Below are 21,772 nucleotides of genomic sequence, written 5' to 3' on the forward strand. Positions count from 1 at the left end.
AATCCCTTACTTGGTGGGAAGGTTGTCGCGCTTTTCCTTGATCTTGGCAGCCTTGCCGCGCAGGTTGCGCATGTAGTACAGCTTGGCGCGGCGAACGTCACCCTTGGTGACGACCTCGATCTTTTCGATGACCGGGGAGTGTACCGGGAAGGTACGCTCCACGCCGACACCGAAGGAGACCTTGCGGACCGTGAAGGTTTCGCGGACGCCATCGCCCTGGCGGCCAAGGACGAAGCCCTTGAATACCTGGACACGCGAGCGGGAACCTTCAATGATGTTCACGTGAACGTTGAGGGTGTCACCGGCGCGGAAGGCGGGGATGTCGCTGCGCAGGCTGGCTGCGTCAACAGAATCGAGAAGATGCATTTTCTCACTCCAGGTAAACGCCACAGGTCATTTACTTTGTGTCACGATTTTCATGGACGGCGCGAAGGCCTGTCATGGAAACCGAAAGTTAGTCGACCGGAAATCCATGGGTGGATTTCCGGTGGGCCGTGCTGTTGACGAACACTCCCCCTGTGGCAGGAGCGCGCCCAGTTGGCACCTCCTTACAATTCTGCCACAGGGACGGCCCGGGCGACGAATTGCATCCGGGTTGCCGGCGCCCGTGTTACAGGCGCAGGGCGGCCTCAATGTGGTCAAGATAGCTTGCAGCGACCTCGAAGATATCGGCGGCGGGATCGTCGGCCACGCCGGCCAGGGCCGCTATGGAAGCGCCGACGACCGCTCCGGACAGCGCCCGGATCTGCGGGTCGACGACGTCCCGGCCCGTGCGGGCTGCCGCCAACCGGGCCACCTGCTCCATGGCGTCCATGAGCTGGCCCAGGGCCGCGGCACGCAGCTCCGGGACGCCCCAGAAGAGTTGCGCCCGCTCCTTCACGCCGTCGACCTCGTCACGGGAGAGGTGCTTGACCACCTCGCGCATGGCCCCGACCATGGCCTGGACGGTGCTCAGTTCCGGGGGCTGGGCGGCAAAGGCGGCGTCCAGCAGCGGGTCGAGTTCGTCGCGGAGCACCAGGTCGGTCTTGGTGGGAAAGTGCCTGTAGAGCGTACTTGCGGAGACCAGTGCGGCGTCGGCCACCTGTTCCATGGTGGTGGCCTCGTAGCCCTGCTGCTGGAACAGACGCAGGGCTACGGCCTGGATGTCCTGGCGCATCTTGGCGCGTTTTCGTTCCCGCAGCCCGGTGGGCAGGCTAGGCGTCTCCAGCGACAAGTCGGGCCTCCTTGGCTCGTGTTTTTTCGAGTTTATCCCGGTCCGCGCCGCCTCGCGGCATGAACAGCAGGGCCAGGACAACTCCCATGACGGAGATGGCCACCGAGACCCAGAGTGCTGCGGAGATGCCGGTGGTGAAGGAGGTGCGGACGGCGTCGACGGCGGCCTGGTTGCTGTGCGCTGCAACGGCGACGCCGGCAAAGACGCTTTGCCGGGCGGCGGCCGCGACCGCGGGGCCAAGGTCATGTCCGGCCAGGGCTCCCTGGTAGGCGGAGCGCAACACGCTGCCCAGGATGGCCGCCCCGAGCGGCGCACCGACCTTGCTGACGGCCTGCAGCACTGCGGAGCCCACTCCGCTGCGGTCGGCGTCGAGCTGGGAGAGTGCCGCCGAGCTTGCCGTCACCATCACGAGTCCCATGCCGGCGCCCACCAGGGCGAGCCAGCCGGCCAGGAACAGCGTGCCGGAGGTAATGGTGGTCAGGGTGCCGATCCCCATTCCCAGGCCCAGCAGCATGAACCCGGCGGCCGCGGACACCTTGGCCCCGACGGCCTTGACGACCCAGGCGGCCGGGAGGGTCCCCACCAGCAACCCGCCCACGAGGGGAAGCAGGCGCAAACCCGAGCCGAGGGCGTCGGCCCCGAGGACGCCCTGGAAGTACTGCGGCATGGTGAACAACGACCCGATCATGGCCAGCCCGGCAACCGCGGACAAGACAACTCCCCAGGTGAAGGACGGATAGCCGAACAAGCCAACGTCGATGAGTGGCCTGCCGCCGGGCTTGCGGCCAAGGCGTGCCTCATAATGCATAAAGACCACCAGGAGCGCGGCTCCGGCGGCAATGGCCACGAGCGCCACGGCGTCACCCCAGCCGTCCTCGCCGGCCCGGATGAAGCCGTAAACCAGGGAAATCAGCCCCACCGTGGAGAGGGATACGCCCACCGGGTCAAGGCCGGGGCGATCGGCGGCCCGGGATTCGGGCACCAGGAACGCCGCCACGACAAGGCCCAACGCGGCCACGGGGATGTTGACCAAAAAGACCCAACCCCACCAGAAGCGGGTGAGCATCCAGCCGCCCAGGATGGGACCGAGCGGCAGGGCCAGGAAGTTCGCGGCAGCCCAGACTCCAATCGCCTTGGGCCGTTCCTCTTCCGTGAACAGGACGGTGAATGCCGCCAGCACCATGACGACGATCGCGGCTCCGGCCAGTCCCAGCACCATCCTGGCCACGATGAACTCGGCGGTGGTGGTGGCGAATGCGCACGCAGCCGAGCCGAGGCCAAAGAGTCCGAGGGCTGTCAGCAACAGGCGTTTGCGGCCAAACGCATCCCCAAGCAGCCCGGCCGGAAGCATGACGGCGGCCAGGACCAGCAGATAACCGGAGGTGAACCATTGCAGGTCCGATTCGGTGGCCTTGAAAACTGTTGCCAGGGTGGGCAGTGCCACGCTGAGCACCGTGGAGTCCAGGCTCACGGCCATGACCGCCAGGCTCAACGCGAGCAGGGCCCACCACTTCTTTGACGAGAATCCACTCATGGTAGTTACCTCCACTTTGGTAGTTGCTCCCAAAGTGAATGTTACTCCCGTAATTTTACGGGGGCAATGGATCCGGCGCGCTTAATTGGCGCCGCTAGGCTCAGTCGTCCTCGCGGCGCACTGCCCTGCCATCGACGACGGCGTACCCGAGTTCCCAGAGGATGTTCCGTTCGGTCTTGCTGAAGTTGGAGGCGTCCAGCTTGTCCAGCAAATCCGGCCGGCGGGCGGCCGTGCGGCGCAGCTGGTGTTCGCGGCGGAACTTGGCGATCTTGCCGTGGTTGCCGCTGAGCAGCACCTCGGGCACCTCGCGCTCGCGCCAGCTCGACGGCTTGGTGTAGACGGGGTATTCCAGCAGTCCGTCGGAATGGGATTCCTCGATGAGGGATTCCGGGTTGCCGACGACACCGGGAATCAGCCGGCCAATGGCTTCCACCATGGCCAGGACGGCGACCTCCCCGCCATTGAGCACGTAGTCGCCCAGGCTGACGGGACGCACCGTGTAGTGTTCATCCGCCCACTCCAGGACGCGTTCGTCGATGCCCTCGTACCGGCCGCAGGCAAAGACCAGGTGCTCTTCCTCGGCCAGTTCATAGGCCAGTTTTTGGGTGAACACCTCCCCCGCCGGGGACGGGACGATCAAGGTGGGCCGGCGTCCGGCACCTGCCGCTGGCGACTTTTCCGCGATGTCGGTCAGTGCCTGCGCCCACGGCTCGGGCTTCATGACCATGCCGGCGCCGCCGCCGTAGGGGGTGTCGTCCACGGTGCGGTGGCGGTCGGCGGTGTAGCCGCGCAGATCGTGCACGTTCAGTTCCAGCAGGCCGTCGGTGCGGGCCTTGCCGATCAGGCTCAGTTCCAGCGGCGCCAGGTATTCGGGGAAGATGCTGACAACATCAAAGCGCATTACGCCTGCGTTCCTTCCGGATCGATCTCGTCGTTCTCGGTGGCTTCCTTGTTGACGGTGAACAGCCCGGCCGGAGGGGTCAGCAGGATGTACCCTTCCTCGATGTTCACCTCGGGGACGATCTCGTCCACGAACGGCACCAGCACCTCGTCGCCGTCGTTGTCCTTCACCAGGAGCAGGTCCTGTACGGCGTGGGTGCGCAGGCCCGTCACCTTGCCCACCTTCTGCGTGCCGACCCGCACCTCAAGGTTCAGCAGCTCGTGTTCGTACCAGGCGTCGTCGTCCTCGTCGTCGTCGGACTCAAAGAAAAGGGTGGCGCCGCGGAGCAGTTCGGCGTCGTTGCGGGTGTTGGTACCCTCGAAACCCAGGAGCAGAATGTCCTTGTTCCATCGTGAGCTGCGCACCGTCAGGGTTCCCAGGCTGGCCGGCTGCACAACAAATTCGGTGCCAACGGCAAACGGGAATCGGGGGCGTCGGTGAGGACAAGTGCTGTCACTTCGCCGCGAATGCCGTGGGGTTTGCCAATACGGGCAACCTGAACCTGCATGTGTACTCCTAGTACGTGCTTCTTAAAAGGGGAAAAGCTGGGGGAAAGCAATTTGGCCCCGACACCATTATGGTGCCGGGGCCAAACGTTTGGCTTTACTGCTGAAAACTACTTGCTCCGCGCGAGCGGGGCAAAGTTCCGTGGCGGCAGGTTAGCGGCGGCGGTCCGTGTCGACTACGTCAACGCGGACCGGCTCACCGTGGGCCAGTGCGGCAACCACCGTGCGCAAGGCACGGGCGGTGCGGCCCTGGCGGCCAATAACCCGGCCCAGATCGTCTTGATGAACGCGCACCTCGAGGGATTCCCCGTGGCGGTTGTTCTTGACGCTCACCTTGACATCTTCGGGGGAATCAACGATCCCCGGACAAGGTGCTCCAGCGCTTCAGCCAACAACCTACTCAGCCTCGGTGCTCTCTACAGCCTCATCAGCGTCGGCCTTCTTGGCCTTCTTGGTGATGGCTTCCTTGACAACAAGGTTGGTGGCCTCGGGTGCAACGAAGGGAACCTTCGCTACCTTGGTCTTCAAGGTGCCTTCGGCGCCCTTGATTCCCTTGAACTTCTGCCAGTCACCGGTGATCTTCAGGATCTTGGCAACGGGCTCGGACGGCTGGGCGCCGACGGAGAGCCAGTACTGCGCGCGGTCGGTGTCGACCTCGATGAAGGAAGGCTGCTCGGTGGGGTGGTACTTGCCGATCTCTTCGATGGCACGACCGTCACGCTTTGAGTGAGAGTCCATGACAACGATGCGGTAGTACGGTGCACGCATTTTACCAAAGCGCTTAAGGCGAATCTTTACGGCCACTTTTGTGGTTACTCCTGGTTCGAAAAAGGGGCGAACTCCGTTTCACGCTCCCGTGGGGCGGGCCGATCGGCGGATTTCTAAGGACAGGATCATCACACGGAGAGAGGGGCCGCGCGGATCGAGTACCCGTCCATTATGCCAGATGATCGGGCATCCGCGCGACGCGTTACGTTCACCACTCTCCGTGTTGTGCGCCACGACCGGCGCCGGCTACTCCGCGGAGAAGAAGAACAGGCCCATCTTGGGGTTGTCCGCGGCAGCTTCCAGGGCGGAGGCCGACATCGCCGTGAGGGCGCGCAGCAGGGGGTCGGTCACGGCGGGCGTGGATTCCATTTCCTCCGCGGCGGCCCATTCGGCGGCCAGGTCCGTGACGTCCTCGGGGTCCTCCGGAGCGTTGAGCTCGGCGAACACCTCAAGGAGGGCGTCGGGGACGGCAAAGAGCGTATCCAGCTCAATGTCGACGAGGCTCAGCTCGGCGGCGACGCCCGTGGCGTGCACCTTTTTCACGGCCAGCTCACCCAGGACCTCAATTTCAAAGTCGCTCAGGCCCGGGGTGGGCAGCACCGGCACGTCGATGGCCGGGGACTTGCCGGCCTCGCGCGCCTTGGCGCGCGCAACGGCCTGGTGATGGTCGGCGATGAAGAACTCGGAGTAAATGGCCACTCGGATGCCTTTCGGTGGATGGGCCGCGCCGGCCGGCGGTGGGCCGGCGCTACGCTGCGGCAGGTGCTGACTCCACACTAACGCGGATTTGGTTCTTCCACGGATCCTCGAAGCGGATCTCGGCCCCGGTGTTGGCGACGGCGATCTTGTGGTGGGTCAAACGCTCGGCCAGGGCGCCGACGTCGTCCGTGCCGGGGAGCTTGATGAGCACCTCGCCCAGGCCCAGGGTGTCCTTGCGGGGTCCGGCGCCGCGGCTGTTCCACACGTTCATGGCCATGTGGTGGTGGTAGCCGCCGGCGGAGACGAACAGGGCCTGGCCGTGCCAGCCGGCGGTGCGTTCGAAGCCAAGGGTGTTCACATAGAATTCTTCCGCCGTGGCGACGTCGCCCACCTGCAGGTGGACGTGCCCGATGTCGGCACCTGCGTCGCGCTGGCCGCTCACGGAGGCCTCGGTCAGGTGTTGGGTGAGGTAGTGCTGGGGCGGCAGGGCAACGTTGTCCATCTCGACCGTGCCGTTGTTCCAGGACCATTCGGAGCGGGGGCGGTCCCAGTACAGTTCGATGCCGTTGCCCTCGGGTCGGTGAAGTAGAAGGCCTCGGACACCAGGTGGTCGGCGCTGCCGGCAAACAGTTGGGGGTCGTACTGGGCGGCGCTGGCCACGGTAGCGGCCAGGGCGGCCTGGTCGTTGAAGAGCAGGGCCGTGTGGAACAGGCCCGCCTCGCCGCGGCCGGGGACGTGCAGGCCGCCGGCGGGCTGCAGGTGCACCAGCGGGGTGCTGCCGCGGCCCAGGTACTGGCCACCGTCCGCTTCGGCCACGATGTCCAGGCCGAGCGCCTTTTGGTAGTAGTTGCTCATGAGGTTCATGTTGCCCACCTTGAGCATCACGGTGCCCATCTGCAGGTCGGCGGAAAGTAGGTCGTGCGTGGTGGTCATGGCTGCTCCAAGGTTTGTTGTGTTCATATCCTAGCAAACTACTTGAAGCTTCAAGTTATTCCCGGGGTGCCAGGATGGCACGCATGGCGATCCTGCGGCCCAGCGCGTCGAGCCCCGCGGCGACCTCCGCGCGGCGGATTGCGGCCAGTTCCGGGGTCAGCAGCCCGTCCGGCACCTCGACAAAACCGCAACTGGCATAAAAGGGTGCGTTGAACGGCACCTCGGCGAAGGTGCACAGCGTCATTTCATGGAAGCCGGCCTCCTGGGCCCATGCCTTTGCGGCAGTGACCAATGCCCTGCCAAGGCCCTGGCGGCCATGGTCGGGGGCGACGGCGAGTTGTTCCAGGTGCGCCCGCCCGTCGACGATTTCCAGCCGGACAAACGCCACGGGCGGGCGCCCGGCCACCATGATGTGGAACGCCGCGGCATAGTCGGCGGCTGTGGCGGGCGGGGGAAAGTCGCCGTACGGCAGGGGGTTTTCCACGGTGGCATAGACTTCATCCGCCTCGGCCTCAAGGGCAGGCAGGAGCGAGAACTCACTCAGTGCCGCGGGCCTGACTTCCAGCATGGCCCCAGTCTAGTTGTGGGCGCCGACACCGGGCCCGGATGCGCCCGTCTCCCGAATGAAGGCTTCCAGCAGTTCCGCGCCGGGCTCGGAATCCTGGGGCCGGTGCCCGCCCCGGGTGACGGCGTGCCGGGCACCGGTTCCGGCCAGGTATTCGGCGATCTCCTCATACAGGGGCTCCCATCCGCCGGTCAGCACCAGGGTGGGCACGCCCGGCACGATGTGCAGCGGCGCCTCCCAGACCGGCACTTGAAGGCGGACCCGTGCGGCGGTGCGCGCCGCCGATTCCGCCGGCGTGGTCCGGGGCACCGCCAACGCGGTCGCCCTCCCGTTGGCCGTGGAGGTCATGGATGCCGTCAGCCGGTTGAACTCGACCGTGAATTCGATGTCCCCGAGCTGATCCCGCCGGGCATACAGGGGTTCGAGGTGTTCGCGGTATGCCGTGGTGGCGGGCAGTTCGGCGGTCATGGACAGCAGCGACGGCTCCAGCAGGGTCAGCGAGCGCACCAGTTCGGGACGTTCGACGGCGGCCATCACGGCGGCGATGGCGCCCTGGGCGTGCGCCACCACGTGCCCGCCGGTTCCCAGCGCGTCAATGACAATCCGGGCATCGGCGGCAAAGTCGGTGGCGGCGGGCGGTTCCACGGCATCGAATCCGCTCCGCTTCAGGAACAAGCAGTCGTACCGCCCGGCCAGTCGATGCTGGGCCGGCCAGGCCGCGGCTCCGTAACCGTCGATCCCGTGCACAAACACAATCCGGGTTTTCGTCATTTCAGCAGGTTACCGGATACGGCTGACACCGGCGTGCGCGCCCGGGCGGGTCAGGGTGTGGCGGCTTCGTCCACCAAGGTGTCCACGGCCGCGTGTCCATTGATGGGGAAATGGCAGGCCACCAGGTGGGGCACCGTCCCGGCTGCCGCGGCGGTGGCGGTGGCCGCCTCCACGTCTTCGGCCGGCATGGGCACCTGGCCGCCGCCGGGTTGCAGGGGCGGCTCCACCTTGGCGCAGATCTCCTGCGCCATGGGGCACCGGGTGCGGAAACGGCAGCCGCTGGGCGGGTTCATGGCCGAGGGCAGCTCGCCGCGAACACCCAGCTTGGCCTTCTTCCGTTCGATCACCGGGTCCGGGATGGGGATGGTGTCGATGAGCCCGCGCGTGTAGTGGTGCTGGGGGTGGGAGTAGATCTCGGCGGCCGGGCCCACTTCCACCATCTTGCCCAGGTACATGACGGCGATGACGTCGGAGAGGTAGCGCACCACCGACAGGTCGTGGCTGATGAACAGGTACGTCAGTTCCCGGTCGTGCTGGAGTTCCTTCATCAAGTTCAGCACCTGCGCCTGGATTGACACGTCCAGGGCGGAGACGGGTTCGTCGGCCACGATCAGGCCCGGTTGCAGCGCCAGTGCCCGGGCCAGGCCAATGCGCTGGCGTTGCCCGCCGGAGAACTCGTGCGGGTAGCGTTCGGCGGCCCGGGCCGGCAGGCCCACGGCGGCCAGGAGTTCATCAACGCGATCGTTGCGGTCCCGCGGCGATCCCACGTGCTGGATGTCCAGCGGTTCGCGGAGGATGGACCGCACGCGCATGCGCGGATCAAGGGAGGCATAGGAGTCCTGGAACATGAACTGGACGTTGCGGCGCCCCTCCTTGGCTTCCTTGCCGCGCAGCGCACTGATGCGCCGCCCGCGGAACAGGATGCTGCCGCCGGTGGGCACGTCGAGACCCACCACCATGCGGCCCAGGGTGGTCTTGCCGCAGCCGGACTCCCCCACCAGGCCCAGTGTCTTCCCGCGCGGGATCGATACCGTGACGCCGGCAACTGCGCTGATGTCTCCAATGTGGCGGCGCAGGATGGCGCCGGCAGTGACGGGAAAGTCCTTCACGACCCCCTTGACCTGGAGCAGCGGGATCCCGTCGTCGGGGATGAAGGTCTCGGGGGCCACCCAGGACCGCGCGTCCGACGGCGACGTGCCGGCAGCGGGCCGGGCGCCGTCGGCCGGGACCTTGGCCGCATCCGGGGAGTCCGCGCCCACACCGCCGGCGTGCGCACCCCGGTGGGGTTCGCCGTCGTTCGTCACCATCGAAAGGGCCATACCCTCCTCCAGCTCGGCCGCCTCGACGCGGGCCAGCTCGGGCACGGCGGTGCGCAGCTTGGCCGACTCCGGCACGTCCAGGGGCGTGGTGCGTGGCACGAAGCAGGCATATTCCTGCGGGCCGTTGGGGGTTTGGATGGTGCTGATGGGCGGCACCTGGGCGCGGCAGGAGGCCACGGCATAGCGGCACCGCGGGGCAAAGCGGCAAGCCGGCGGGGGTTCGGTCAAATCTGGAGGAAGCCCCGGGATGGAGTACAGGCGTTCGCCCGTGCCGGCGGCCCGTTCCGGCAGGGCCTCGAACAGGGCGTCCGTGTAGCGGTGCTTTGGCCAGGCGAACAAGGTGTGGACATCAGCCATCTCGGCAATCTTTCCGGCGTACATGACCACCACGCGGTCAGCGCTGCCGGCGATGACGCCGAGGTCGTGGGTCACCAGGATCATGGCCATCTGGAACTCGGTGCGCAGCCGGGCCACCAGCTCAAGGATCTGCTTTTGCACCGTCACATCCAGCGCCGTGGTTGGTTCATCGGCAATGAGCAGCTTGGGTTGGCAGATCAACGCCATGGCGATCATGACGCGCTGGCGTTGCCCGCCGGAGAGCTGATGGGGGTAGTCCTTGATGCGTTGGGCCGGGCTGGGGATTCCCACCAGTCCGAACATGTCCACCACTGCCCGCAACGCCTCGGCCTTGCCCATGCCGCGGTGGATCATGAGCGGCTCGGCCACCTGGTCGCCCACGGTGATGACCGGGTTCAGCGACGTCATGGGGTCCTGGAAGATCATGCCGATGTCGCCGCCGCGGATCTCCCGGAGCCGGTTCTCATCCAGCTGGACCAGATCCTCGCCGTCAAAGAGGATCTCGCCATTGACGATGCGCCCGCCGGGAGGCAGGAGGCGTTCGATCGACATCGCGGTCATGGTCTTGCCGCTGCCGGACTCCCCCACCAGGCCCAGGCACTCACCGGCGTCGACGTGCAAGGTGACCTGGTCGAGTGCGTGCACCACCGATTTGCTCAAGCGGATGTCCGTGCTGAGATTGCGTATCTCCAAGAGCGGCATTCCGGCCTCCCCTTCATTGACGCTGGGTCCATCGTGGATGGTTGAAAAGTTGCGGTGGCCTTTAGCGGCGTTGCAGCCGCACTTCCACGGAGTCGCGCAGGCCGTCGCCCACCAGGTTGACGGCAACAACAACGAGGATGATGGCAATGCCCGGGGGTAGATCAACCACCAGTAGTTCGTGAACACAAACGCCGTTCCGTTGCTGAGCATGCCGCCCCAGTCGGTGGCCGGCGGGGAAATGCCCAACCCAAGGTAGCCAAGGTAGGCGATCAGCAAGATGGCGTCGGCAACCTGGAAGGTGGCGTTGACGATCACGGTGCCCACAACGTTGGGCATGATGTGCCGCAGCACCGCATGCCAGGACGTGCCGCCCATGACCCGGACCGCCTGGACGTATTCACGCACCCGCAGCGTCAGTGACTCGCCGCGCACCAACCGGGCCGGAACCAGCCAGGCTGTCAGGCCCAAAACAAAGATCATGACGGGGATGCTGGGCCGGACGATCGTGACCAGGAACAGGAGCAGGAACAGGATCGGAATCGACAGGATGGCGTCGACGATCCGCATCATGATCGAGTCCACCCAGCCGCCGAAGAAGCCGGCGATGGCACCCCAGACGGTGCCGACGATCGTGGCGATAATGGCCGCCGCGAAACCGATCATCAGCGAGGCCTGCCCGCCAACCATCATCCGGCCCAGCTGGTCATATCCGGTTTGATCGGTGCCCAGCGGGTGCCCGGGCCCGGGCGGCAGGTTCGTGTTGAGCAGGTTTACCGTGACCTGGTCGGTGCGGTAGACCAGCGGCCCGACGAAGCAAAACAGCACGGCAATGACGATCACGACCAGGCCGACGATGGCCAGCTTGTTTTGGATGAACACCTCAAAGCCAAGCCGGAACATGCTCTTCGCTTTGCCGACCGGCAGCCCCGTGGCGCCCACCGGCAGTGCCGGGTCGACCGGATTTTCCTCGATAACGGCCGTCGGTTCCCCGGCGCCCGGGCGGATGCTTGTCATAGCTTTACCCTCGGATCAATGACGGCAAGTGAAACATCGGCCAGCAGGTTGCCGGCCACCGTCGCGAACGCCGTGATGATCACGACGCCCAGTTCGACGGGGTAGTCCGAGGCCTGGGCGGCCTGCCAGAACAGCAGCCCCATGCCGGGGAAGTTGAAGATCGATTCGGTGACGAGCGCCCCGGCAAAGAGCGCCGGCAGCGACAGGCCCAACAGGGTGATGATGGGAATCATGGCATTGCGCAGCACGTGGTGGTACAGCACCCTGGTGGAGGTGGCACCCTTGGCCTTTGCTGTGCGCACATAGTCCTGGTCGATGTTGTCCAGGACGGATGAGCGCATATATCGGGAGAATCCGGCGATGCTCAGCAGGGCCAGGGTGACAACGGGCAGCACCATCCCGCTAAAGTCCTGGAAAATTGGCCCGACACCGTTTGATTGCGGGGCCTCGGGTGGGAACCAGCCCAAATTCTGCGAGAATATCTCGATCATGATCAGGCCGATAAAGAAGGTCGGGGCCGCGTAGAAGATGAACGAGAGGCCGGTTGCAATGTAGTCGAAGGACTTGTTGCGGTGCACGGCCTGGTAAATGCCCAACGGGACTGCCACGATCACCGTCAACAGCAGGGAGAGAAGGCTGAGGATAATGGTTTTCGGAAGCCGCTGGACCAGCAGTGAACTCACTGACTGATTGAGCTTGACGGAGAATCCGAAGTTGCCCGAGAGCCATTGGCCCAAGGTGGTGAAATATTGGATGAACAGCGGCCGGTTGTATCCGTTCTGCTGGTTGAATTCTGCAATCTGTACTGCTGTGGCCCGGGGTCCCAGGATTGCACGGGCCGCCCCTCCCGGCAGTTGGTGCAGCAGGATGAAGACGATGATGGTGACCACCAGGACCACAACAATGGACTGGGCAAGGCGGCGAAGAATATAGCCGATCATGATGCCAACTCTTTAGCCAGCGTGGTGTTTTCGTGCATAGTCTTCGCCGCCATGTCTCTTACATCCGAGTCACTTTAACTTTTTTGTCCCGCGGGAGTGGCTCAGTAGTGCCAGTTCTCCGGGTTGAGGGCGCTGTACGGGTTCAGCGGAGTTACGCCCTGGAGGCCGTTGGCCACTTCGGTCAGGCTGTAGGTGTAATTCGGCTGCCATACAACCGGCAGATCCTTTGCCAGAGCGTTCTCGTAGGCCTGCATGACGGCCGTCCCGCTCTCAGTTGTGGTGGACTGGATCAGCTTGTCAATGGCGGGGTTCGAGTAGCTTCCGCTGTTTGACCCTGCTCCCGTGGAAAACAGCAGTTCACCGGTTGGGTAGTAGTCCGGGGAGTAAACCCAGCCACCGCCCCAGTTGCCCATCTGCCAGGTGCAGGTGGCACCCGAGCACGGAACGGCTGTGCCGGTCACGGTGTTGAACGGTGCGGGCACGATGTTCAGCGTGATGCCCACTTGGGCCGCGTTGGACTTCATGGACTGCATGGCCGTGGTGATGGTCTGCTGGCCGCTCACGTACTGCAGCGTGAACGTCAGCGGTTCACCCGAGGTGATTCCGGCACCACATTCGCCGGCACCGGTTCCGGGCTTCGTGCACGTGGTCACGCCCCCGGCCTTCACGGTCCAGCCGTTGTCCGAGAGGTACTTGCCGGCGGCCGAGATGCTAAACGGATACGGGTTGGTCTTCTCCACCGAGGAAATCAACGGGCTGTCCGGGAACAGCGGCACCGGACCGGTGGTCTGGACACCATAGTTCTTGGCGGCCGAGCTCAGGACGCCTGCCTGGTCCACGATGGACTGCAGTGCCTGCCTGAAGTACAGCTGCTTGAAGATGGGCCCAACGGTCGGGTTGTTGAAGTTGATCGGGAAGTAGTTGATCCCGTACAGGAACCACGGTGCCAGCGTGTAGTTGCTGCTCAACGGGTTCGGCCCGGCCTCGGCAGGTCCCGAGCTGGCCGGCTTGGGTGAGGTCAGGTCCTGGGTTGGCAGGTAGCCGACATCGATGGTCGACCCGGTACGCAGCACATTGAACTGGGCGTCATCGGTGGTGAACGGCACTTCGATGAACTTCTTCAACGTTGGCTTCACCGGTCCCGAGTACGTGGTGTTCGGAACGAAGGTGACGTTTCCGTCGGAGCTGAAGCTGCTCAGCTTCCATGGTCCGTCAACCACTTGCCACAGCGGATTGGTGGCATAGGTGGGAAGGTCCTTCGCCTGAGTGATCAGGTAGTTGTAGACGGCCTTGCAATCCGCCTCGTTGGTGGCGCAGTCACTCTTGGTACCGGCGGCGGTTACATCCCATGCGACCGGCATCGGGGTAATGGTGCTCAGTTGGTTGGCCAGGAACCATTGCTGGCTGTAGGCCTTGTCGGTGTTGAAGACGACCGTGGTGGCATTCGGTGCCGACGCCGAGGTGATGTTGTCCGGGAACTGCCCGGGCGTGTAGGCCGCATAATTGGCCTTCTCCGCCTTGAGCATGTTGAACCAGAACATGACATCGGTAGAGGTCAGCGTGCTGCCGTCGGACCACTTGTAGGGCTTGAGGGTGATGGTGACGGTTTTGCCGCCGTTGCTGTAAACCGGTTCCGCCGCGAGGCTCAGGGAATCATCCACACCCGTTGCACCGTTGTTGCCGAACCAGTAGAGCGGCCGGTACATCAGGAACTGAAGGTAGGAAGAGTTCGATACCGAGAAGTCGGCGATCGGGGCAAACGGGAAAATCCAATTTGGCACGGTGTTCGGCGGGTCTGCAAACGTGGCGGTGTTAGCCGCTTTTCCTGGTGGGTTTGCCGAGCTTGACGAGTTTGACGAACCGTTTCCTGACGAACAGCCGGTCAAAGCCAAAAATACAACTGCAATGATTCCTAACAGCCGGAAGATTGGCTTCCGGTTCCCCCCATGAGTTCGCAAATGTTTCATCATGCGCCTCCTGGCAGAGCCCCACGCACGAAGATCTACTTGGTCTTGGTGTGACTCCTATGAGGCAGTCTAGACCCGAAGTGCCGTGCTGTCAGCGTGCAATTCGGCAAATAAAGGGCCCGCCCGAATCCACCACTGGTGGAGCCCGGCGGGCCCTCTGTGCAAACGCCGTCAGGACGGTGTTTGCAACGAATCTAGCTGTTCCCTACTTCCCCAGGAACTTCTCAAAACCCTTCGGCAGGTTCAGGCTTGCCGGGTCAAAGTCGCTCTCACCGGCCCCAAACGCTGCGCCCGTGGGCAGCGCCTTGGGGGCGTTGGCCTTCTCCTGGGCGGCCTTCAGTTCCGCGGCGGCCTTGGCCGGGTTGCCGGAGCGCGGCTTCTTCTTGGCGTTTTGCTTGCCTTTGCGGGCGCCGCCGAAACCGCCCGTTCCGGGCATGCCGGGCATTCCCGGAATGCCGCCGCCCTGGGCCATCTTCTTCATCATCTTCTGGGCCTGGCCAAACCGCTCCAGCAGGCCGTTGACCTCGGAGACGTGGACGCCGGAGCCGCGGGCGATGCGGGCGCGGCGGGAACCGTTGATGATCTTCGGTGCCACGCGCTCGTGCGGGGTCATGGAGCGGACGATCGCCTCGACCCTGTCAATCTCGCGCTCGTCGAAGTTCTCCAGCTGCTGGCGGATGTTTGCCGCGCCGGGCATCATCATGAGCATCTTCTTCATGGAGCCCATTTTGCGGATCTGCTGCATCTGGGACAGGAAGTCGTCGAGGGTGAAGTCCTCCTGGTCGGCGAACTTGCGGGCCATGCGCTCGGCCTCGCCCTTGTCCCAGTTCTTTTCAGCCTGCTCGATGAGCGTCAGGACGTCGCCCATGTCCAGGATGCGGCTGGCCATGCGGTCCGGGTGGAACAGTTCGAAGTCGTCCAGGTTCTCACCGGTCGAGGCGAACATGACGGGCTTGCCGGTCACCGAGGCCACGGACAGGGCGGCACCACCGCGGGCGTCGCCGTCGAGCTTGGACAGCACGACGCCGGTGAAGTTGACGCCCTCGTTGAACGCCTGGGCCGTGTTGACGGCGTCCTGGCCGATCATGGCGTCGATGACGAAGAGGACCTCGTCGGGGTTGATGGCGGCGCGGATGTCCGCGGCCTGCTGCATCAGTTCCGCGTCGATGCCGAGGCGGCCGGCGGTGTCGACGATGACGACGTCGTGGAGCTTGGCGCGTGCCTCGGCCACACCGGCGCGGGCCACGGATACGGGGTCTCCCGTGGCTGCCTCGAATTCGCTGCTGACACCGGGGTGCGGGGCGAACACGGGCACGCCGGCGCGCTCACCGTTGACCTGGAGCTGCTTGACCGCGTTGGGGCGTTGCAGGTCGGCTGCGACCAGAAGCGGGCTGTGGCCCTGGCCCTTGAGCCATTTGGACAGCTTTCCGGCAAGGGTGGTCTTACCGGCACCCTGGAGGCCGGCCAGCATGATGACGGTGGGCGGGTTCTTCGCCAGGTTGATGCGGCGGGTTTCCCCGCCCAAAATGGTCACGAGCTCGTCGTTGACGATCTTGACGATCTGCTGGGCCGGGTTCAGGGCCTCATTGACCTCGGCACCCAGGGCGCGTTCGCGGACCTTGGCGGTGAATTCGCGCACGACCGGAACGGCAACGTCCGCATCCAGCAAGGCGCGACGGATCTCGCGTACCGTGGCGTCGACGTCGGCCTCGGTCAGCCGGCCCTTGCCACGCAGGTTCTTGAATGTTGCTGTCAACCGGTCAGATAGGGAGTTGAACACGCGCCGTGTGCTTCTTTCGTCGGGGTACTGCCAACACCCGCGCGGCCCGGCCTGTGACGGCCAAGCCGCGTTCGGCAGGTGCGGCGTTCGAATTGCAGGATGAGAACGGCGGGGCGCTGGAAAACGCACCCGCTCCCTTTCCTGTGGGACTCAACTATCAAGGATAGCAACAGCCGGGGCCGTTCGCTGCACGCCGGACCGGGCCGTCGTCGAATGTAATCCCGGAAGCCGTGGCGGGCCGTTGTTCAACACGGCCGCGATCCAAGGCGCGGATTTCCCGGGCCAAAGTGGCATGCTGGGTTCGTGACGAAAACGACAAGAGTGCCCAGCCCCCAGTCCACCGCCGCACGCCCGTCCGGACGCCGTTCCGCCGGGAACGCAGCACCGGCTCCCGCCGCTCAGACGGACGGGTTGCCGGCGTCGGCGGCCAAGCCGGCGGCCACGGGCGAGCGCATCAAGACGCTCGTGATCCTGGGCGCTTCCGGCGACCTGACGGGGCGGTTGCTGCTGCCCGGAGTTGCCGGGCTCATCGCTTCCGGCCGGGCTCCCGGCATTACGCTCGTGGGCGCAGGCAGCGACGACTGGAGTGCGGCACAGTGGCAGGAGCGGCTCACCGGCAGTTTCGCCGGCGCCCTGGCGGATGACGGCCAGTCAACCAAGGACGGCATCAAGGAACTCGCCAAGGTCCAAAAGGACAGCAGCTACCACCAGGTCGACGTGACGGCCAAGGGCGCCCTGGGCGAATTGCTGGCCACCGTGGAGGGGCCCGTTGCGCTGTACTTTGCCCTCCCGCCCGCCATCAGCCAGAAGGCCTGCGAGGTCTTGCGGAAGAAGGAGCTGCCTGCCGGCACCCGGTTGGTGATGGAGAAGCCGTTCGGTTCGAGCGAGGAATCCGCCCGTGCGCTGAACGTGACGCTGGCAAAGCTGGTGGCCGAGGACCACATCCACCGGGTGGACCACTTCCTGGGCAAGTCCACGGTGCTGAACATCATGGGGCTGCGCTTTGCCAACCGCCTCCTGGAACCGTTGTGGAACGGCGAGCACATTGCCAAGGTCGAGATCATCTTCGACGAGGACCTGACGCTCGAGAACCGCGCGCGATACTACGACCACGCCGGCGCCGGCAAGGACATGATCCAAAGCCACCTGTTGCAGATCATGGCAATCATGGCCATGGAACCGCCCGCCACCCTGGGCCACCAGGACGTGCGCTCGAGCATTGCCGCGGTGCTGCGGGCCAGCACGATTGGCAACTCCTTCAAGCCGGACCTGACCGATTCCACCCGCCGCGCCCGGTACACCAAGGGGACCATCGGCAGCCGCAAGGTGCCGGACTACCTGTCCGAGGAGGGGGTTGACCCGGCCAACGACACCGAGACGCTGGCCGAGGTCGAGGTGTACGTCAACAACTGGCGGTGGGCCGGGGTGCCGTTTGTGCTGCGCTCGGGCAAGGCGCTCGGGCGCACCCGCAAGGAGGCGGTGGTGACCTACAAGCCGGTGCCCCATCTGCCGGCGGGATTCACCGGCACCGACTCCCCCACCCGCCTGCACATCGGCTTTGGCCCGGACACCCTCACCCTCGACCTGGATGTCAACGGCCCCGGCGATCTCTTCACCCTGGACCGGGTGAACCTGCATACCGAGCTGGCCAGCGATCCGCTCCTGCCCTACGGCGAAGTCCTTGAAGGCGTGCTCAACGGGGATCCCCTGCTGTCCGTCCGCGGCGACACGGCCGAGGACTGCTGGCGCATTGTGGAACCGGCGTTCGCCGCCTGGAAAGCCGGCACGGTTCCCATGGAGGAATACGCCGCCGGATCCACGGGCCCGGACGGCTGGACCACGAGCCACGACTAGTTGCACCCTGCGCAGCGCCCGTTCCGAGTGCTGCGCACGCCGCAACTGCTCTTGGACCATGCGCACGACACGCGGGCGGGGCTTGCGCCCCCACGGGGGCTGCGCAGGCCGCGCCCGCGTGTCGTGCGCATGTTTCAACGCGGGGAGGCGGTCTCGATGCGGTCCAACGCCCGCTCAACCCACAGCAGCATCAAATCCGGGTTGTAGAGCACCACGGCGGCAGGGATGCGCAACTTCCACACGCCATTGATGACCAGCAGGTTGTCACGGCGCAGGTCCTCCGCCCAGCCTTCGGGCGTGTTGTGGTATTTCTCGCCGTCGAGCTCCACCCCGAGGATCCCCTCAACCAGTAAATCGAGGTGCCCCACGCCCCACACGGACGCCTGTCCCTGCACGTTGTAGCCAACCTTCTTGAGTAGGTAGCGGGCTGCGGTTTCCACGATTGACTGGGATTGGGGGTCGATCATCGCGATGACGGCCCGGGCCGCGCCGTCGCCGCGGCGGCTGAAGGCGGTGCGGAGTTCGTGCACGGTGCACTGCTTGAGCACGACGGCCGATTCCAGCACGGCCAGGGCCTCAAGTTCCGAACCGCAGCCCACGCATTGGCGCAGGATGTCCATGAGCGTTTGGCCGCCCTTGACCCTGTGGACCTTGCAACCGGGAACGGGCCGCCCGTGGGCTGCCGCGACGTGGGGTTGCGGCACGGGGTTGAGGATCCACAGGCCCAGCTCCGCCGCTTTCGAAAAGCACGTCTTCCGGGCTTGGTGCCGGGCCAGGTGGAGGTCCAGCGGATCGGCGTCCGGGAGCGCATAGTAACCGGGCGCGATTCTCATAATCATCCCTGCTTTGACCGCCTGCCGCAGGCTCCATTCCGAGTGCCCGCACGCCAGCAGGTCCTTTTGCCGTCCCACCTTGCCGCCCGCCGCGATTGCCGCAACCACTTGACGGGTTTTCCGTCCCTGTGAACCGTCCATGCCGCCATTGTTCCCGGCCAGACAGCCAAGAGAGGGCGCACTGCCCAACTTGTGGACACTCCCGGCTGCCAAGCCGCCTGTGGAGGACGCGATGCCCGGGGCAGCCAAGAACGACGCCGGCACCCGGGCGGGATTGCTGACCCACCCAGGTGCCGGCGTCGTCGGACGGAACGAGGGACTTTAGATGGCGGCGACGCCGCGTTCGCCCGTGCGGACCCTGACGGCTTCGAATACTTCGACCATCCAGACCTTGCCGTCTCCCGCGCTGCCGGTGTTGGAGCTGGCGACGATGATGTCCACGAGGTCGTAGGCCTGTTCGTCGGAGGCGAGCACCTCAATCCGGACCTTGGGGTGGAGGTCCACGGTGTATTCGGCGCCGCGGTAGATTTCGGTGTGCCCGCGCTGCCGGCCGTAGCCGTGGGCGCCGCTGACGGTCAGTCCCTGGACGCCGTAGCTTTCAAGCCCGCTGCGGACGTCGTCGAGCTGTTCGGGCCGGATGATGGCGGTGATGATTTTCATGCGTCTACCTTTTCGTCGGCGGAGATGACCTCATCCATGTGGTGCGGAACGGGGAGGGGTGTGGACGTGGGGTGGAAGCTGCCGGAGACGCGGCCGCCGAAGTCGTAGGCGGATTCGGCGTGGACGGAAACGTCGATGCCGACACTCTCCTGTTCGGAGCTGATCCTAAAGCCCATGGTCTTGTTGATGATCCAACCGATGATGAACGCCAAGATGAAGGAGTAGAACAGGACCACGAACGCGCCGATCGCCTGCTTGCCGAACAGTTCCATGCCGCCGCCGTAGAACAGACCCTGACCGGCTGCCGGTGCGCTGGGGTCGGCGGCGAGACCGATGAACAGGGTGCCGAAGATGCCGCCCACGAGGTGGACGCCGACGACGTCGAGCGAGTCATCGAAGCCGAAGCGGTACTTCAGGCCGACGGCCAGTGCGCAGACGACGCCGGCCAGCAGGCCAAGCACCATCGACCAAACGGGGGTCAGCGCGGAGCACGCGGGGGTGATCGCGACAAGGCCTGCGACGGCGCCGGACGCTGCACCCAAAGATGTGGCGTGGCCGTCGCGCAGCTTCTCCACGACGAGCCAGCCCAGGATGGCGGCACACGGGGCGGCGAGCGTGTTGATCCAGACGAAGCTGGCGGCGCCGTTGGCACCCAGTGCGGAACCGGCGTTGAAACCAAACCAGCCGAACCACAGCAAACCGGCACCGAGCATGACCAGCGGGAGGTTGTGGGGGCGGTGGCTCGGGTCCTTGCCGAATCCCTTGCGCTTGCCCAGGACCAGTGCGAGGGCCAGTGCGGCGGCGCCTGCGTTGATGTGGACGGCCGTACCACCGGCGAAGTCGATAACGCCGAGGCCCTGTCCAAGCCAGCCGCCGGTCGCGTTGCCGTTGCTGTCCTTGTTGAAGTCAAACACCCAGTGGGCGACCGGGAAGTAGACCACGGTGACCCAGATGCCGGCAAAGACCATCCAGGCGCCGAACTTGGCGCGATCCGCGATGGATCCGGAGATCAGGGCCACGGTGATGATGGCGAAGACGGCTTGGAAGGCGACGAACGCCATGGCCGGGACCGTGCCGACCAGCGGCATTCCCTTGCCGGTGTCGAGCAATCCCTCCAGGCCGAAGTATTCGAGCGGGTTTCCGAAGAAGCCGCCGGCCACGTCCTTGCCGAAGGCGATCGAGTAACCGAAGAGGACCCACAGGACGCCGACCAGGGCCAGTGCGCCGAAGCTCATCATCATCATGTTCAGCACGCCCTTGGCCCGGGTCATGCCGCCGTAAAAGAATGCCAGGCCCGGCGTCATCAGGAGCACCAGGGCCGCCGAGACAAGGACCCACGCTGTATCGCCAGTGTTCATGGTGGCTGGCCTTTCGTTGCGAGTGAAGTTGCGGCCCCTGGGGAGGGGCTGTGCAAACTGGACACTTACAACCATGGTGCAGGCGTGTTTCGGCCGTGAACGGCAATAATTTCGCCGATGTTACGTTCCGGGGCCGCACGTTAACTCTGGGCGGCCGGCATGTTTCGGGCGTGTTTCGCGGTTGCTAGAGGAACTTGGCCTTGGTCACGGAGACGGCGATCCGCACCCGGTTTTCCACGCCCAACTTGTTCATGACCGTGGAGACCAGGAGTTTGACGGTGGCTTCGCTGACGTGCATGGCCGCCGCCAGCTGCAGGTTGGTCAGGCCTTCGGCGATCCCCTCGGCCACCGAACGCTCACGGGCATTCAAACCCTCGAAACGTTCCTTGTGGAGGACGTTGCAGTGGTAGTCGCGGTCCTTGAGGGCATCGAGCGCCTCGGCGTTGAGCATTGATGCCCCTCCCCCGTGAATGACGCGCAGCAACGTGGGCAGGTCTTCGGCGATTCGGCCAAGATGCAGGATCGCGGAGGCTCCCTCGAGGAACAACAGCTCCGCGAGCTTGAAGTCGACGTCTCCCATGACCACCACGCGGGGCGGGTTCGGCACGGCGGCGAGGGTTGTGCAGGTATTGATAAGTTCGGCCCGGTCCATGCCGGAGTCCACCAGGACAATGTCCAGCGGGCCGGATTCCATGAGCTCAAGCGCGCCGCCGACCTCGGTGGAGGATCCTGCGACGTCCAGGTGCGGCGCCTCCACCAGGAGCTGCGCCAGTCCCAGGCTGGTGATGTAGTTAAATCCGACGACGGCCATACGAATGGCCGAGACGTTTTGCAGAAGCCCCAAATTCACTTTAACCGCCTAAATACGATCGAAAATCGATTCAGCGCGGTAATGAAATCGCGCCGCATCATTAACAAAAATCCACTGGCCTGAAACAAATCTTTCGATTTCCCAAGGAACCATATTAATGCCAAGCAGGCGCTGAAGTTTCCCCCTTACAACCCCTGCCCCAAGACTAGCGTGTTGGCACCCAATTAATAGGTGGCACGCGGTGGTG

At 65.0% G+C, this 21,772-nt stretch carries 17 protein-coding genes and 3 pseudogenes; 1 reads left to right on the forward strand and 19 read right to left on the reverse strand.

The window, feature by feature from the left end; all coding sequences use genetic code 11:
* Window positions 1–6: 6 nt before the first annotated feature.
* The 15 genes and pseudogenes from rplS to ffh form a co-directional block, all read right to left on the reverse strand.
* Window positions 7–366, reverse strand: coding sequence for a 50S ribosomal protein L19 (rplS, locus tag AL755_RS14620; protein ID WP_054011636.1), 360 nt, complete (start codon window positions 364–366; stop codon window positions 7–9).
* Window positions 367–610: 244 nt separating this feature from the next.
* Complete coding sequence (locus AL755_RS14625; protein WP_202813517.1) at window positions 611–1,213, reverse strand: TetR/AcrR family transcriptional regulator; 603 nt, start codon at window positions 1,211–1,213, stop codon at window positions 611–613.
* Window positions 1,194–2,747 (reverse strand): MFS transporter, encoded by a 1,554-nt coding sequence (locus tag AL755_RS14630; protein ID WP_054011637.1) that lies wholly within the window; start codon window positions 2,745–2,747, stop codon window positions 1,194–1,196. Before AL755_RS14630 ends, AL755_RS14625 begins: the two co-directional genes overlap by 20 nt.
* Before the next feature lie 100 nt (window positions 2,748–2,847).
* Window positions 2,848–3,648 carry a tRNA (guanosine(37)-N1)-methyltransferase TrmD gene (gene trmD / locus AL755_RS14635; RefSeq protein WP_054011638.1) on the reverse strand — a complete coding sequence of 267 codons (801 nt, stop codon included), beginning with the start codon at window positions 3,646–3,648 and terminating at the stop codon, window positions 2,848–2,850.
* Window positions 3,648–4,195, reverse strand: a pseudogene (rimM, locus tag AL755_RS14640) (ribosome maturation factor RimM). Before rimM ends, trmD begins: the two are co-directional and overlap by 1 nt.
* A gap of 151 nt (window positions 4,196–4,346) precedes the next feature.
* Window positions 4,347–4,588: pseudogene (locus tag AL755_RS14645) on the reverse strand (RNA-binding protein).
* A gap of 1 nt (window position 4,589) precedes the next feature.
* Window positions 4,590–4,997: a 30S ribosomal protein S16 gene (gene rpsP, locus AL755_RS14650; RefSeq protein WP_054011639.1), complete on the reverse strand. Its 408-nt coding sequence runs from the start codon at window positions 4,995–4,997 to the stop codon at window positions 4,590–4,592.
* A gap of 210 nt (window positions 4,998–5,207) precedes the next feature.
* Window positions 5,208–5,660, reverse strand: a complete 453-nt coding sequence (locus AL755_RS14655; RefSeq protein ID WP_054011640.1) for a hypothetical protein — start codon at window positions 5,658–5,660, stop codon at window positions 5,208–5,210.
* Between the two features lie 49 nt (window positions 5,661–5,709).
* Window positions 5,710–6,593 (reverse strand): annotated as a pseudogene (locus AL755_RS14660) (VOC family protein).
* A 55-nt stretch (window positions 6,594–6,648) separates the two neighbouring features.
* Window positions 6,649–7,161, reverse strand: coding sequence for a GNAT family N-acetyltransferase (locus AL755_RS14665; protein WP_202813518.1), 513 nt, complete (start codon window positions 7,159–7,161; stop codon window positions 6,649–6,651).
* 9 nt (window positions 7,162–7,170) lie between these two features.
* Window positions 7,171–7,929 (reverse strand): alpha/beta fold hydrolase, encoded by a 759-nt coding sequence (locus AL755_RS14670; RefSeq protein WP_054011641.1) that lies wholly within the window; start codon window positions 7,927–7,929, stop codon window positions 7,171–7,173.
* 50 nt (window positions 7,930–7,979) lie between these two features.
* Window positions 7,980–11,321: a dipeptide ABC transporter ATP-binding protein gene (locus AL755_RS14675; protein ID WP_054011642.1), complete on the reverse strand. Its 3,342-nt coding sequence runs from the start codon at window positions 11,319–11,321 to the stop codon at window positions 7,980–7,982.
* Window positions 11,318–12,262: an ABC transporter permease gene (locus AL755_RS14680; protein ID WP_054011643.1), complete on the reverse strand. Its 945-nt coding sequence runs from the start codon at window positions 12,260–12,262 to the stop codon at window positions 11,318–11,320. The genes AL755_RS14675 and AL755_RS14680 overlap by 4 nt, the downstream gene beginning before the upstream one ends.
* Window positions 12,263–12,363: 101 nt before the next feature.
* Window positions 12,364–14,043 carry an ABC transporter substrate-binding protein gene (locus AL755_RS14685; RefSeq protein WP_054011644.1) on the reverse strand — a complete coding sequence of 560 codons (1,680 nt, stop codon included), beginning with the start codon at window positions 14,041–14,043 and terminating at the stop codon, window positions 12,364–12,366.
* 391 nt (window positions 14,044–14,434) lie between these two features.
* Window positions 14,435–16,009 carry a signal recognition particle protein gene (gene ffh, locus AL755_RS14690; protein WP_054011645.1) on the reverse strand — a complete coding sequence of 525 codons (1,575 nt, stop codon included), beginning with the start codon at window positions 16,007–16,009 and terminating at the stop codon, window positions 14,435–14,437.
* A gap of 453 nt (window positions 16,010–16,462) precedes the next feature.
* Here ffh and AL755_RS14695 point away from each other — a divergent pair, with 453 nt between their 5' ends.
* Complete coding sequence (locus AL755_RS14695) at window positions 16,463–17,863, forward strand: glucose-6-phosphate dehydrogenase (protein WP_054013085.1); 1,401 nt, start codon at window positions 16,463–16,465, stop codon at window positions 17,861–17,863.
* 134 nt (window positions 17,864–17,997) lie between these two features.
* Here AL755_RS14695 and AL755_RS14700 read toward each other — a convergent pair whose 3' ends face one another.
* The 4 genes from AL755_RS14700 to AL755_RS14715 form a co-directional block, all read right to left on the reverse strand.
* On the reverse strand, window positions 17,998–18,837 hold the full coding sequence (locus AL755_RS14700; RefSeq protein WP_150117130.1) for a type IV toxin-antitoxin system AbiEi family antitoxin domain-containing protein: 840 nt from the start codon (window positions 18,835–18,837) through the stop codon (window positions 17,998–18,000).
* A gap of 180 nt (window positions 18,838–19,017) precedes the next feature.
* Window positions 19,018–19,356 (reverse strand): P-II family nitrogen regulator, encoded by a 339-nt coding sequence (locus AL755_RS14705; RefSeq protein ID WP_054011647.1) that lies wholly within the window; start codon window positions 19,354–19,356, stop codon window positions 19,018–19,020.
* A complete protein-coding gene (locus tag AL755_RS14710) occupies window positions 19,353–20,714 on the reverse strand; it encodes an ammonium transporter (protein WP_082369330.1) in 1,362 nt (453 codons plus the stop codon). The genes AL755_RS14705 and AL755_RS14710 overlap by 4 nt, the downstream gene beginning before the upstream one ends.
* A 184-nt stretch (window positions 20,715–20,898) precedes the next feature.
* Entirely contained in the window at window positions 20,899–21,564 is a 666-nt protein-coding gene (locus AL755_RS14715) for a response regulator transcription factor (RefSeq protein WP_150117131.1), read from the reverse strand.
* Window positions 21,565–21,772: the final 208 nt, after the last annotated feature.

This window comes from Arthrobacter sp. ERGS1:01 (genome assembly GCF_001281315.1).
GTDB lineage: Bacteria > Actinomycetota > Actinomycetes > Actinomycetales > Micrococcaceae > Specibacter.

What these genes read in the sequence shown, in the direction of transcription:
- trmD (WP_054011638.1), bottom strand. Translation starts at nt 3,648, where the DNA reads ATGCGCTTTGATGTTGTCAGCATCTTCCCCGAATACCTGGCGCCGCTG.
- AL755_RS14670 (WP_054011641.1), bottom strand. Translation starts at nt 7,929, where the DNA reads ATGACGAAAACCCGGATTGTGTTTGTGCACGGGATCGACGGTTACGGA.
- rplS (WP_054011636.1), bottom strand. Translation starts at nt 366, where the DNA reads ATGCATCTTCTCGATTCTGTTGACGCAGCCAGCCTGCGCAGCGACATC.
- AL755_RS14705 (WP_054011647.1), bottom strand. Translation starts at nt 19,356, where the DNA reads ATGAAAATCATCACCGCCATCATCCGGCCCGAACAGCTCGACGACGTC.
- AL755_RS14665 (WP_202813518.1), bottom strand. Translation starts at nt 7,161, where the DNA reads ATGCTGGAAGTCAGGCCCGCGGCACTGAGTGAGTTCTCGCTCCTGCCT.
- AL755_RS14710 (WP_082369330.1), bottom strand. Translation starts at nt 20,714, where the DNA reads ATGAACACTGGCGATACAGCGTGGGTCCTTGTCTCGGCGGCCCTGGTG.
- AL755_RS14675 (WP_054011642.1), bottom strand. Translation starts at nt 11,321, where the DNA reads ATGACAAGCATCCGCCCGGGCGCCGGGGAACCGACGGCCGTTATCGAG.
- AL755_RS14700 (WP_150117130.1), bottom strand. Translation starts at nt 18,837, where the DNA reads ATGGACGGTTCACAGGGACGGAAAACCCGTCAAGTGGTTGCGGCAATC.
- AL755_RS14680 (WP_054011643.1), bottom strand. Translation starts at nt 12,262, where the DNA reads ATGATCGGCTATATTCTTCGCCGCCTTGCCCAGTCCATTGTTGTGGTC.
- AL755_RS14630 (WP_054011637.1), bottom strand. Translation starts at nt 2,747, where the DNA reads ATGAGTGGATTCTCGTCAAAGAAGTGGTGGGCCCTGCTCGCGTTGAGC.